The 13,210-nt window shown below is 66.4% G+C and carries 14 protein-coding genes; all 14 read right to left on the minus strand.

Annotated elements, in window-relative coordinates:
- Positions 1–45: 45 nt before the first annotated feature.
- The gene (locus D3880_RS17625; protein WP_119894722.1) at positions 46–1,197 is read right to left on the minus strand and encodes a thiolase; all 1,152 of its coding nucleotides are present in this window, start codon (positions 1,195–1,197) and stop codon (positions 46–48) included.
- Positions 1,194–1,583 carry a Zn-ribbon domain-containing OB-fold protein gene (locus tag D3880_RS17630; protein WP_119894723.1) on the minus strand — a complete coding sequence of 130 codons (390 nt, stop codon included), beginning with the start codon at positions 1,581–1,583 and terminating at the stop codon, positions 1,194–1,196. Before D3880_RS17630 ends, D3880_RS17625 begins: the two co-directional genes overlap by 4 nt.
- A gap of 18 nt (positions 1,584–1,601) precedes the next feature.
- Positions 1,602–2,069: a PaaI family thioesterase gene (locus tag D3880_RS17635; protein ID WP_119894724.1), complete on the minus strand. Its 468-nt coding sequence runs from the start codon at positions 2,067–2,069 to the stop codon at positions 1,602–1,604.
- A 30-nt stretch (positions 2,070–2,099) separates the two neighbouring features.
- Positions 2,100–3,323 (minus strand): acyl-CoA dehydrogenase family protein, encoded by a 1,224-nt coding sequence (locus D3880_RS17640; RefSeq protein WP_119894725.1) that lies wholly within the window; start codon positions 3,321–3,323, stop codon positions 2,100–2,102.
- Positions 3,313–4,464 carry an acyl-CoA dehydrogenase family protein gene (locus D3880_RS17645; RefSeq protein WP_119894726.1) on the minus strand — a complete coding sequence of 384 codons (1,152 nt, stop codon included), beginning with the start codon at positions 4,462–4,464 and terminating at the stop codon, positions 3,313–3,315. Before D3880_RS17645 ends, D3880_RS17640 begins: the two co-directional genes overlap by 11 nt.
- 60 nt (positions 4,465–4,524) lie before the next feature.
- Positions 4,525–5,493, minus strand: coding sequence for an NAD(P)H-dependent flavin oxidoreductase (locus D3880_RS17650; RefSeq protein ID WP_119894727.1), 969 nt, complete (start codon positions 5,491–5,493; stop codon positions 4,525–4,527).
- A 60-nt stretch (positions 5,494–5,553) separates the two neighbouring features.
- Positions 5,554–6,639 carry a Zn-dependent alcohol dehydrogenase gene (locus D3880_RS17655; RefSeq protein WP_119894728.1) on the minus strand — a complete coding sequence of 362 codons (1,086 nt, stop codon included), beginning with the start codon at positions 6,637–6,639 and terminating at the stop codon, positions 5,554–5,556.
- Positions 6,640–6,692: 53 nt separating this feature from the next.
- On the minus strand, positions 6,693–8,105 hold the full coding sequence (locus D3880_RS17660) for a coniferyl aldehyde dehydrogenase (RefSeq protein ID WP_119894729.1): 1,413 nt from the start codon (positions 8,103–8,105) through the stop codon (positions 6,693–6,695).
- 36 nt (positions 8,106–8,141) lie between these two features.
- Positions 8,142–8,942 (minus strand): enoyl-CoA hydratase/isomerase family protein, encoded by an 801-nt coding sequence (locus D3880_RS17665; RefSeq protein WP_119894730.1) that lies wholly within the window; start codon positions 8,940–8,942, stop codon positions 8,142–8,144.
- A 101-nt stretch (positions 8,943–9,043) separates the two neighbouring features.
- Complete coding sequence (locus D3880_RS17670) at positions 9,044–10,192, minus strand: acyl-CoA dehydrogenase family protein (RefSeq protein ID WP_119894731.1); 1,149 nt, start codon at positions 10,190–10,192, stop codon at positions 9,044–9,046.
- A gap of 97 nt (positions 10,193–10,289) precedes the next feature.
- A complete protein-coding gene (locus tag D3880_RS17675) occupies positions 10,290–11,126 on the minus strand; it encodes an SDR family NAD(P)-dependent oxidoreductase (protein WP_119894732.1) in 837 nt (278 codons plus the stop codon).
- A gap of 18 nt (positions 11,127–11,144) precedes the next feature.
- Entirely contained in the window at positions 11,145–11,549 is a 405-nt protein-coding gene (locus tag D3880_RS17680; protein ID WP_238474373.1) for a MaoC family dehydratase, read from the minus strand.
- A 10-nt stretch (positions 11,550–11,559) separates the two neighbouring features.
- The gene (locus tag D3880_RS17685; RefSeq protein ID WP_119894734.1) at positions 11,560–12,000 is read right to left on the minus strand and encodes a MaoC family dehydratase N-terminal domain-containing protein; all 441 of its coding nucleotides are present in this window, start codon (positions 11,998–12,000) and stop codon (positions 11,560–11,562) included.
- 18 nt (positions 12,001–12,018) lie between these two features.
- Positions 12,019–13,203, minus strand: coding sequence for a lipid-transfer protein (locus tag D3880_RS17690; protein WP_119894735.1), 1,185 nt, complete (start codon positions 13,201–13,203; stop codon positions 12,019–12,021).
- Positions 13,204–13,210: the final 7 nt, after the last annotated feature.

A 13,210-nucleotide genomic window follows, 5' to 3' on the forward strand; every position in this document is an offset into this window, starting at 1 on the left:
CACGTGTGACTCTCGGTCTGGAATTTATCGTGCGGCCGAACCCGATCAAAGCGCCGCTGCGCTGCCGAGGAAGGCGGTGACCTGGCTCGACAGGGTGCCGCCGTTGCCGTGCAGCAGGGCGATGTCGCACTGCTTGAGCTGGCGCTCACCGGCCTCGCCACGGATCTGCCGCACCGACTCGACGATCAGGAACATGCCGTACATGCCCGGATGCACGCAGGACAGGCCGCCGCCGTTGGTGTTCACCGCCAGTTTGCCGCCGGGGGCGATGGCGCCGCCTTCGACGAAACGCCCGCCCTCGCCCTTCGGACAGAAACCGAGGTCTTCGAGGAACAGGATGGTGTTGATGGTGAAGGCGTCGTAGAGCATCACCAGGTCGACGTCGGCGTGGCTGACGCCGGCCATTTCCATTGCCCGCGGGCAGCTTTCCGAGGCGGCGGTGACGGTCAGGTCGGGCATCGCCTGGATCGAACGATGCCACTGCGCCCCGGCGGCACCGAGGAAGTACACCGGCTTGTTCGGCAGGTCGCGGGCGCGCTCGGCGCGCACCAGCACGCAGGCGCCGCCGCCGTCGGTGACCAGGCAGCAGTCGGCCGAGCTCAGCGGGTCGCTGACCATACGGCTGGCCATCACGTCGGCGATGCTCAACGGGCCGCGGGCGAAGGCCTCGGGGTTGAGGTTGGCCCAACCGCGCGCGGCCACCGCCACTTCGGCGAGCTGCTCACGGGTGGTGCCGAACTGGTGCATGTGGCGGCTGGCCGCCAGCGAGTAGGAGGTGATCGGGTGGCGCGGCTTGTAGAACGTCTCGTGCCACTGCGGTTCGCTCATCGACACCAGGCGGCCGCCGGCGGTGCGCTGGTTGGAGCCGTAGCAGATCAGCGCGGCGTTGCATAGGCCGGCTTCCAGGGCCAGGGTCGCCTGCAGCAGGTGCATCTCGAAGCTGGAGCCGCCGACGTTGGTGCCGTCGACGTACTTCGGCTTGATCCCCAGGTATTCGCACACCGAGAGGGTCGGGAAGGCGTGCGAGCTGGTGGCGGCGAACACGCCGTCGATGTCGGAGAGCTTGAGGCCGGCGTCGGCGATGGCCTTCAGCGAGGCCTGGCCGAGCAGTTCGATGGGGCTGAAGCCATGGGCCTCGCCACAGCCGGCCGTGCCGACACCGACGATGGCGGTCTTGCCGCGGATTGCCTGGTTCATGCCTTGTCTCCCATCAGATCGAACACCACACCGGCCACGCCGTCCACCTCGATGATCCGTGCCTTGACCCGGCTGCCGATCGGAGCCGTTTCCACGCCCTCGATGCGCGACATCATGCGCACGCCCTCGTCCAGATCGATCAGCGCCACGTTATGGCTGCCGGTGCGCGCCCGGTTGACGGTGATCGCGTAGATGGTGCCGGAGCCCTTGGCGTCGACCCATTCCAGATCGGTTTCACCGGTCCCCGGGATCAGTACGCGCGGGTAGAACACGTAGCGACCGGTGGACTGGCTGCGCTGCAGCATGAAACGGCCCTGTTGCAGGAAGTTCTGGTACTGCGCCTCGGGCCCAGGGGCTGCGGCGCTGGTCTGTTCATTCGCGGCCATGGGCTGCTCCTGGTCGAATCAAGATTGCTGGGACGCAGAGACCGGCGCATGCAGGCTCTGCGTGTTGGCGATGAAGGTGCCCTTGGCGCGCGCCACCAGGCGCTCGCCGTCCATCAGGCTGAGGCTGGCATTGCACAGCGTGCGGCCGATCTTGTGGATGTCCACCCGCGCCGCGATCCACTGCCCGGGCCGCGCCGGACTGAGATAGTCCATGCTCAGCTCGACGGTGGCCGGCGGCAGCTCGAAGCCGGCCTGCACGCGGATGAACGCGCCAAACGCGGTATCCGCCAGAGTGGCGAGGAAGCCGCCGTGGGCGATGTTCAGCGGATTGAGATGCTCGCCCAGGATGCGCGCGGCAATCTCGCCGGTGGCGTGGTTGATGTACATCCCGCAGCAGTTCTGCACGAAACCGGCTCGGCCGTCCGCGCGGAGCATCGGCACGAAGCCCGCCGGGACGGCAGGGCTGGAAAGATCCATGGCGCTCATATCGGGTACTCCTTGAGCCTAGGTGCCGGCCTACAGGCCGAGCACCTGCTTGGCGATGATGTTGCGCTGGATTTCGCTGGTGCCGCCGTAGATCGAGGTCTTGCGGTAGTTGAAATAGCGCGGCAGCACCGAGCCGGCGTAGGACGGCCCGGGGCGCGGCGCCTCGGCACGGCCGTAGACCTCCGCCCAGCTGTCGCGGATGAACGGCCAGCCCTGCGGACCCACCGCCTCGACCGCCAGCTCGGTGATCGCCTGCAGCGTCTCGGTACCGGCCAGCTTGATCATGCTCGACGCCGCACCGATCGACGAGCCGGAGCTGACCCCGGAGAACACCCGCAGCTCGGCGGCGTCCACCGCGGCGATCTGGATTTCCAGTTCCAGCAGCTTGCGGCGGAAGTCCGGGTCGTCAAGCAGACAGCCGCCATCGTCGGCGGGCTGCTCGGCGGCCATCTTGCGCACCTTGGCCAACTGCTGGCGCAGAGTCGGGCCGTAGGCGCCACCACGCTCGAACTCCAGCAGGTACTTGGCGCAGGTCCAGCCCTGGCCCTCCTCGCCGATCAGGTTCTCGACCGGGACGCGCACGTCCTCGAAGAACACCTGGTTGACCTCCTGCTCGCCGGGCATCGGCCCGTCCAGCAGCGGGATCGAATCGACCTTGATGCCGGGCGTGGTCATGTCCAGCAGCAGGAAGGAGATGCCGGCCTGCTTGCTGGCGTCGCGGCTGGTGCGCACCAGGCAGAACATCCAGTCGGCCCATTGCGCCTGGGTGGTCCAGATCTTCGAGCCGTTGAGCACGTAGTGGTCGCCGTCACGCACCGCCTTCATCTGCAGCGACGACAGGTCGGAACCCGAGCCGGGTTCCGAGTAGCCCTGGCACCAGAAGATCTCCGAAGCCAGGGTGGCCGGCAGGAAACGCGCCTTCTGCGCCTCGGTGCCGAAGCGCATGATCACCGGGGCGACCATCTTCAGGCCCATGGGCGAGACCTTCGGGCAGCCGGCGGCGGCGATCTCGGCCTGGAACAGGAAACGCTGGGTCGGCGTCCAGCCCGGCCCGCCATGCTCGGCCGGCCAGTCCGGCGCGGCCCAGCCACGCGCGTGCAGCAGCTTCTGCCAGCGGCGCTGACCTTCCTTGTCCAGGTAGCCGTTCTTCGACTGGGCGACCATCTCGCGCAACTGCTCGTCGAACGACTCGGCGATCCAGGTGCGGACTTCCTCGCGGAAGGCCTGCTCGGCGGCGGAATACTCAAGATTCATGGACAGCCTCCCCGGCCAGCACGCCATAACGGCGCAGGTGATGATCGACCGAGCCGAACTGCTGTTCGATCACGGTGGCACGCTTGAAGTAATGACCGACCGCCAGTTCCTCGGTGATCCCCATGCCGCCGTGGATCTGCACGGCGCCCTGGCCGACGGCCCTGAGCGCCTGGCCGACGCGCACCTTGGCGGCGCTGGCGGCCATCGCCCGCTCGCGCGCGGAGCCGTCCAGCTGCATGGTCGCCAGGTAGGTCAGCGCCGAGGCCTGCTGGATATGGATGTGCATGTCGACCATGCGGTGCTGCAGGGCCTGGAACGTGCCGATCGCCACGCCGAACTGCTTGCGCTCCCGGGCGTAGGAAACGGTGTCATCGAGCATTTTCTGCATGATGCCGACCGCCTCGGCGCATAGCGCCACCACGGCCTCGTCGAACACCGCCTCGAGCAGCACCAGGCCCTGATCCTGCTCGCCGATCAGGGCGGTTGCGGGCACCCGCACAGCGTCGAACCAGATCTCCGAAGCACGTCCGCCATCGACGGTCGGGTAGTCCTGGCTGCGAATGCCGGCACTGGCCTTGTCCACCAGCAGCAGGCTGATGCCGTCACGCTCCAGGCGCTGGCCGGCGCTGCGCGCACTGACCAGCAGATGGGTGGCACTCGGCGCGCCGAGCACCACGGTCTTGTGACCGTTGAGCACGAAGGCATCGCCATCGCGGTGCGCCGTCAGTTGCACGTCATGCAGGCAATGACGGCTCTGCACCTCACCCTGCGCCCAGGCAATGCGCACCTCGCCGGCCATGATCTGCGGAATGACCGCCTCGGCCAGCGCGCCGCCGGCCCGCTTGAGCAGGCCACCACCGAGCACCACGGTAGCCAGGTAAGGCTCGAGCGCCAGGGCGCGGCCGAAGGCTTCCATGACGATGAGGTTTTCCACCGCGCCACCGCCCAGCCCTCCCAGGGCCTCGGGGAACGCAGCGGAGAGGATGCCCAGCTCGCTGGCCATGGCCTGCCAGCACGCCGGGCGCCAGCCTTCGGCCGAACTCACCGCCTTCATACGCTGTTCGAAATCGTATTGCTCGTCCAGATAGCGCGCGAGCATGTCGCGCAGCATCTGTTGTTCGTCACTGAATTGGAAATCCACGCTCGCTCTCCGCGTTGGGGCCCGGCGGCCCCGCCTGAGCGGCGGAGCCGGGATGCTGGATCAGTTGGCCCAGGCCACGGCCGCTTTCAGGCTGGCCCGGCATTCGGCAACCATGCGCTCGAGCAGCTCGGCGCAGGTCGGTACATCGTTGATCAGGCCGACACACTGGCCGGCGGTGACAATCCCGTCGTCCGGCTGGCCGGTCTCCAGCGCCGCGCGCCCACGGGCACCGGCCACCAGGTGGCGGATGTCCTCGAACTGCGCGCCGCCCTTGCGCTCGATGCTCACCACCTCTTCGGAGATGGCGTTGCGCAGCACTCGCGCGGTGTTGTGCAGGGTGCGGAAGATCAGCCGGGTGTCGCGCTCGCTGGCGGCGACCAGGGCCTGCTTGATGTTGTCGTGGATCGGCGCTTCCTGGGTGGCGCAGAAGCGCGTACCCATGTTCACCCCTTCGGCGCCGAGCGCCATGGCCGCGGCCATGCCGCGCCCGTCGGCGATACCGCCGGAGGCGATCACCGGGATGCTGAGCTTGCTCACCGCCTGCGGGATCAGCACCAGGCCAGACACATCGTCCTCGCCGGGATGGCCCGCACACTCGAAGCCGTCGATGGAGATGGCGTCGACGCCGAGGCTCTGTGCCTTCAGCGCATGGCGCACGGCCACGCACTTGTGGATCACCTTGAGGCCGGCGGCCTTGGCCCGGGCGATGTGCTCACCGGGGTTGTTGCCGGCGGTCTCCAGCACCTTGACGCCACTTTCGATGATCACGTCCAGGTACTTGGCGTAGGGTGGCGGGTTGATCGATGGCAGCAGGGTCAGGTTGACGCCAAACGGCTTGTCGGTCATCGAACGGCAACGCTCGATCTCGCGGGCCAGGTCCTCGGGGGTCGGCTGGGTCAGCGCGGTGAGAACCCCCAGACCGCCGGCGTTGGACACCGCAGCGGCCATTTCCGCGCGACCCACCCACATCATGCCGCCCTGGATGATCGGGTACTGGATGCCGAGCATTTCCGTGATGCGCGTTTTCATCTGCTTACTGCCTCGTGATTCGGGAGAAGGCGCGGCCACCCGTGTGGCCGCGCGAATGGCTTACTGGTCGAAGACGATCACCGAGCGCGCCAGTTCGCCGCGGCGCAGTTCGTCGAAGGCCTCGTTGATCTGCTCAAGCTTGATGCGCTGGGAGATCATCTCGTCGAGCTTCAGGCGGCCCTGCATGTAGAAGTCGGTGAGGCGCGGCAGGTCCACCGGGAAGCGGTTGGAGCCCATGAAGGAACCCTGGATCTTGCGCTCGCCGAGCAGGTCAAAACCGTGCAATTCGACCTTCACGCCCGGCTTGATCATGCCGATCACTGTGGCCGTGCCGCCGCGCGCCAGCATGGCGAACGCCTGCTCGAAGGTCTGTTTGAGGCCGATGCACTCGAAGGAGTGGTGCACACCGCCACGGGTCAGCTCCAGCACCTGCTTGACCGCATCGCCGCTTTTGGCGCTGATCACGTCGGTAGCGCCGAACTGCTTGGCCAGCTCCAGCTTGGAGTCGAGCATGTCGATGGCGATGATCCGCCCGGCACCGGCCAGCGCCGCGCCGTTGATGGTGGCCAGGCCGATGCCGCCGCAACCGATCACCGCCACGGTCTCGCCCGGGCGCACCTTGGCGGTGTTGAACACCGCGCCGGTGCCGGTGGTCACCGCGCAGCCGAGCAGCGCCGCGCGGTCCAGCGGCATGTCGCGGCGGATGGCAACCAGCGCGTTCTCGTGCACCAGCATCTGCTCGGCATAGGCCGACAGGTTGAGGAACTGCGGGATCGGCTTCTGCACGTAGCTCAGGCGCGGCTCCTCGTCCTTGCCGCGCTTGGTGTCCGGCGACACGCACAGCGACAGGTGGCCGGTGACGCAATGCTCGCAATGCCCGCAGTAAGCGGACAGGCAGGTGACCACGTGATCGCCCGGCTTGACCGTGCGCACTTCCGATCCGACTGCCTCGACGATGCCGGCGGCTTCGTGGCCGAGCACCACCGGCGTCGGATGTGGGTAGGCTCCATCGACAAAATGCAGGTCGGAATGGCAGACGCCGACCGCCGCGGTGCGCACCAGCACCTCGCGCGGACCTGGCTTGCTGATGGCGACGTCTTCGATGGTCAGCGGCGCGCCGACCTGATGAAACACAGCTGCTTTCATGACAAACCTCTCGAACTGGAAGGGCGGCGGGCGTGGCCCGCCGCGGAAGCGACTCAGCGCTTGATCAGCGAGCCGACGATCTGCCGAACCTGCTCGACATAGGGCGGGCGCATCAGGTCCGGGCCTTCGGCCGGACGGAACACCGCCCGGGCATGGCTGAAGGCGCGGAAGCCATCGTGGCCGTGATAAGCCCCCATGCCGCTGGGGCCGACGCCGCCGAACGGCAGACTCTCGACGCCGACATGCTTGATCACATCGTTGAGGGTCACCCCGCCCGAGGTGGTGCGGCTGAGCACGTAGGCTTCCTCATCGGCGTCGCTGCCGAAGTAGTAAAGGCCCAGCGGGCGCGGGTGCGCATTGATGTAGGACACCACTTCGGTGATGGTCTGGTACGGCTTGATCGGCAGCAGCGGGCCGAAGATCTCGTCCTGCATCACCTTGAGCTGGTCGCCGGGGTTGTTCAGCAGGGTCGGGGCGATCTTGTGGTGCGCCTGGTCGGCGAAGTCCTCGCCGGCCGGGTTCAGCTCGATCAGCTCGACACCGGCCTCACGCGCTTCGGCCAGGTAGCCCTGCAGACGCGCGAAGTGACGGGCGTTGATCACCGAGGTGTAGTCCGGGTTGTCCTTCAGGCTCGGGAAGAAGCCGGCCAGCACTGCCTTGGCGGTGGCGACGAACTCGGCGACCTTTTCTTCCGGCACGAACACGTAGTCCGGCGCCAGGCAGATCTGCCCAGCGTTGTGCATCTTGCCGGTGATGACCTTGGTCACCGCCGTCTTGAAATCGGCGCTGCGCGAGATGATGGTCGGCGACTTGCCGCCCAGCTCCAAGGTCACCGGCACCAGGTTCTCGGCGGCGGCGCGCATCACGTGCCGGCCGATGCTGGTGGCGCCGGTGAACAGCAGGTGATCGAAAGGCTGGCTGGCGAACGCCTGACCGACTTCCGGGCCGCCGGTGATCACCGCGACCTCTTCCTCGGCGAACACCGAACGGATCATCCGCGCCATCAGCTCGGAGGTCTGCGGGGTGAACTCGGAGGGCTTGATCATCACCCGGTTGCCAGCCGCCAGGGCGCCGGCCAGGCCGCCGAAGGCCAGGTTGACCGGGAAGTTCCACGGGCTGACGATGCCGATCACGCCGAGCGGCTGGTACTGCACCCAGGCTTCGCCACGGTCGGTATGGCGCGACTCGGGTTTCATCCACTCGGCCAGCTGTGCCTTGGTCTGCTTGAGGGTCATCAGCGGCGACAGCACTTCGGTGACCCGGGTGAAGTCCTTGCTGCGATGGCCGAAGTCGGCGGCGACCGCGTCGATGATTTCCTGTTCGTGATCGACCAGCAAGCCAATCGCGCGGTCGATCAGTTCGATGCGCTGCGCAGCCGAAGAAGGGCCGGCCTCAAGGAAGGCACTGCGCTGCTTGTCGAGGATCGCACGGATGTCCGTGCCGTTCGGGTTGTTATTCGCGCTCATTGCAAACCTCCAGTCAGATGATGGATAGATCGTCGCTCAGACGTCCTTGCGCTTGGGCCACTGGTACAGCGGCGGCTCCTTGCGGGCGAAGCGCGCGGCAGCGTCCTTGAGGTAATTCGAGGCCATGCACACCGCCTGGTTGCTGGCTTCGGCATCGAGCATGCCGACCAGGTCGCTTTCCAGCGAGGCACCGAGCAGGCGTTTGGTCATGCTGAAGCCGGTCGGTGACAGGTTGGCCATGGCGCGGGCCAGCTCCTCGGCGCGGGCGCGGAAGGTTTCCGCCGGATGCACCTCGAGGGCGATGCCCAGTTGCAGGGCTTCCTGCGCCGGGACCTCGCGGGCGGAGAAGATGATTTCCTTGGCCTTCTGCAGACCGACCACGCGCGGCAGCGTGTAGGAAGCGCCCAGATCCGGGCCGAGGCCGAGACGGGCGAAGGCCATGCAGAAGCGCGCGCGCTCGGAAGCGATCAGGAAGTCGGCGGCCAGGGCCAGGCTGAAGCCGGCACCGAAGGCCACGCCATCGACCGCGGCGATCAGCGGCTTGTCGAAGTCGGCCATGGCCAGCAACAGGCGGTTGTTTTCCTCCATGCGCCGGCGCACCACAGCGGCCTCGACCTGCTCGCCCTGCATGTTGCCGACGTCGCCGCCGGAGCAGAAATCGCTGCCGGCGCCGGTCAGCAGCACCGCCTTGACCTCGGGGTTGCGGCGCAGGCCGTTCAGCGCATCGAGCAGCTCGGCGAACATCTGCGGAGTCAGCGCGTTCTTGCGCTCGGGGCGGGCCATGACCAGGATGGCCAGGCCGTTGTCGATGGAGAGTTCGATGGTCGACGGGTTCATTGCAGTCCTCGTCCCGGCATTCGGGGCGTCCGCCGTTGATCGGCGGACGGATAATCGGGGTCGCCGGCGGCCCGTCTGGGGCCGACCGGCGAGCGGCGCGCTTACAGGGTACGCGCGATGATTTCCTTCATGATCTCGTTGGAGCCACCGAAGATCTTGCTGACCCGCGAGTTCACGAACTGGCGGGCGATCGGGTACTCGACCATGTAGCCGTAGCCGCCGTGCAGTTGCAGGCACTCGTCGATGATCTCGCAGTTACGCTGGGTGGACCACCATTTGGCCATCGCCGCGGTTTCCGGGTCCAGCTCGTTGTTCAGGACCTTGACCATACAGTCGTCGATGAAGGTACGCGCGATGATGTAGGTGGTCTGCATCTCCGCCAGCTTGAAGCGGGTGTTCTGCAGGTCCAGCAGCGACTGGCCGAACACTTTGCGCGAACGGGTGTACTCGATGGTGTCGGCGAGCGCGCGCTCCATGCTGCCCAGCGCGCCGAGGGCGATGATCATGCGCTCCTGCGGCAGTTGCTGCATGAGCTGGATGAAACCCTTGCCCTCTTCCGGGCCGAGCAGGTTGGCTTGCGGCACGCGCACGTCGTCGAAGAACAGCTCGGCGGTGTCCTGGGCCTTCTGGCCGATCTTCTCGAGGATGCGGCCACGGCGGAAGCCCGCCAGGTCCTTGGTCTCGACCACGACGATCGAGGTGCCCTTGGCGCCCTTCTCCGGATCGGTCTTGACCACCACCAGGATCAGGTCGGCATGGTAGCCGTTGGTGATGAAGGTCTTCGAGCCGTTGATGACATAGTCACTGCCGTCCTTGACGGCACGGGCCTTGATGCTCTTCAGGTCGGAACCGGCGCCCGGCTCGGACATGGCGATGGCGCCGACCATCTCGCCGCTGGCCATCTTCGGCAGCCACTTGAGCTTCTGCTCCTCGCTGGCGTAGCGCAGGATGTAGTGGGCGACGATGCCGCTGTGCACGTTGGTGCCCAGGCTGGCGGTCACTTGGCGGCTCTGTTCCAGGGTCAGGATGGCGTCGTGGGCGAAGCTGCCGCCCATGCCACCGTACTCCTCAGGAATACTCAGCAGCAGCATGCCGCACTGCCCGGCGCGCAGCCAGGTTTCGCGGTCGACGTGCTGTTGCTTGGCCCAACGCTCTTCGTGGGGCACTTGCTCTTCGGCGACGAAACGACGCACGGATTCTTGGAAGATCGCCAAGTCTTCAGTGATCCACGGGGATTTGTAGGCACTCATGGGTATTCCTCAGGGGTACGCAGGCATCAGGTAAAAAGTTCGGTAGTCCGTGCGGCGCCGACTTGGCGCCGCACGGTAATGCATCAACAGCCGTGGCTTAGAAGTTGCCGCCAGGGCCGCCACCGCAGTAGATGGTCTGACCGGAGCAGTAGTTGGACTCAGGCAGACAGAACAGCACCACGGCACCGGCGGCTTCTACCGCCGTACCCGGACGACCCAGCGGGATGGTGACGCTGGCGGCGTCGAGGCGAGCCTTTTGCACGCCGACCTTGATCTCGCGGCCTTCGATGTTGACGGTCTTGCTGTCTTCACCGGCCAGCGCCTGGGTCAGGCGGGTATCGATGATGCCGAAAGCGACGGCGTTGACGTTGACCTTGTAGCGGCCCCACTCCTTGGCCAGGGCCTTGGTCATGCCGAGGATGCCGGCCTTGGCCGAGGAGTAGTTGGCCTGACCGGCGTTACCGCCAGCAGCGCCGGAAGAAATGTTGACCACCTTGCGCAGCACTTCGCGGCCTTCGGCGGCGTCTTGCTTGGCCAGCGCGCTGAGGATCGGCTGAGCGGCGCGCAGGATGCGGAACGGCGCGGTCAGGTGGCAGCCGATGATCGCGTCCCACTGCTCGTCGGACATCTTCTGGATCACGTTGTCCCAGGTGAAGCCGGCGTTGTTGACGATGATGTCGACGCTACCGAAGCTGTCCATCGCGGTCTTCAGCAGGCGATCGGCAAAGTCAGCGGCAGTTACGCTGCCGACACAGGCCACGGCTTCGCCACCGGCCGCACGGATGTCGGCGACGGTCTGCTCGGCCGGCTCCTGGTCGAGGTCGTTGATGACGATCTTGGCGCCCAGCGCAGCCAGCTGCAGGGCGACTTCACGGCCGATGCCACGGCCGGAGCCGGTAATCAGGGCGACTTTGCCTTCGAGTTTCTTGGTCATAGGGGTTCTCCTCTAGATTCAGTTCAGTGCGACGAGGGCTTCGCCGCTGAGTTTGATTTCGCCCGCCTGGTTGCGGGTGGTGATTTCCAGGCGCACGGTGCCGTTCGCCTCGTCCTTCTCGACGACCTTGCCGGAGCAGGTGATCTGATCGCCGAGCTGGGTGATGGCGACGAAGCGCACCGAGTAACTGCGCAGGTTTTCCTGCGGCACCCAGTTGGTGAGCAGGCGCGCGAGGTAACCCATCGACAGCATGCCGTGGGCGAACACGTCGGGCATGCCGGCCTTCTTGGCGAAGTCGATGTCGACGTGGATCGGGTTGTGGTCGCCCGAGGCGCCGCAGTACAGCGCCAGGGTGGTGCGATTGATCGGTTCGGTGGTGAACGACGGCAGCTCGTAGCCGATTTCGATGTTTGCAAGATTCACAGTCGGCTCCTCAATTACGTACGACGAGACTGTTGCGCAGCTCCGCCACCAGATCGCCTTCGGCATTGGTCACGCGGGTCTCGCGAACCACGAACTCGAGGGCGCCGCCCTTCTTATCGTAGATGTCGACGATCTTCGTCTCGAAGCTCAGGCGATCGCCGGCATAGGCCAGCTTGTGGTAGGTGAAGGCCTGTTCGGCGTGCAGGATCTTGCCGAGGTCGATGTTCAGGCGCTTGAGCACCGAACCCGAACCGCCGGCTTCCATATCCAGACAGAACAGGAAGGTCGGCGGCACCGGCAGGCTCTTGTAGCCGGCGGCGCGGGCCGCCTCTACGTCGCTGTAACGCGGATCCTGCTGGCCGGTGGCCTTGGCGAAGAAGCGCAGACGGCCGGCTTCGACGTCCTGGGTGTGGCTGGAAACCACCGCACCAATATGGCTCTTATCGATCATTCGATTTCTCCCGTGGGATTACTGACGCTGGTACAGGGTGACGACGCAGGCGCCGCCCAGGCCCAGGTTGTGTTGCAGGGCGAAGCGCGCGCCCTCGACCTGGGTGGCGGCGGCGGTGCCGCGCAGTTGGCGGGTCAGCTCGAAGCACTGCGCCAGGCCGGTGGCGCCCAGCGGGTGGCCCTTGGACAGCAGGCCGCCGGACGGGTTGGTGACTACGCGACCGCCGTAGGTGTTGTCGCCGTCGAGGATGAACTTCTCGGCGGTGCCTTCCGGGGTCAGCATCAGGCCTTCGTAAGTGATCAGCTCGTTGGCGGTGAAGCAGTCGTGCAGCTCGACCACCTGGATGTCCTGCGGGCCGACCCCGGCCTGCTCGAACACGCTGACGGCGGCGTTGCGGGTCATGTCGTAGCCGACCACCTTGCGCATGTCGCCTTCGTCGAAGGTGCTGTTGCGGTCGGTGGTCATCGATTGACCGGCGATCACCACGTCGGTATTCAGGCCGTGTTTCTTGGCGAAAGCCTCGGAGCAGACGATCGCGGCGGCCGCGCCGCAGGTCGGCGGGCAGCACTGCAGGCGGGTCAGCGGGTCGAAGATCATCGGCGAGGCCATGACTTCCTCGACACTGACGACGTTGCGGAACACCGCCAGCGGGTTGCGCGCGGCGTGCTGGCTGGCCTTGGCGCGAATCTTCGCGAAGATTTCACGGCTGATGCCGTATTCCTGCATGTAGGCACGACCAGCACCACCGAAGAACTGCGCGGCACGCGGGGCCTGCTCGTCGAAGCCCTGGACCTGGACCATGGTCTTGGCGAAGCGGTCCATCGGGCCGGTGCGGTCGGTCCAGGCGCCTTTCAGCGCGCCCGGCTGCATCTGCTCGAAGCCCAGCGCGATGGCGCAGTCGATGGCGCCGCTTTCTACCGCCTGGCGGGCGAGGAACAGCGCGGTGGAGCCGGTGGAGCAGTTGTTGTTGACGTTGATCACCGGGATGCCGGTGAGGCCGACGCCGTAGACCGCCGCCTGGCCGCAGGTGGAGTCGCCGTAGACGTAGCCGACGTAAGCCTGCTGCACCAGCGCATAGTCGATACCGGCATCGGCCAGTGCGGCCTTGGCGGCATTGGCACCCATGACGTGGTATTCGTCACTCTGGCCTGGTTTGGTGAACTGGATCATGCCGACGCCGGCGACCACAACTTTATTGCTCATAATTTTC

The organism is Pseudomonas cavernae, from assembly GCF_003595175.1.
Classification (GTDB): Bacteria; Pseudomonadota; Gammaproteobacteria; order Pseudomonadales; family Pseudomonadaceae; genus Aquipseudomonas; species Aquipseudomonas cavernae.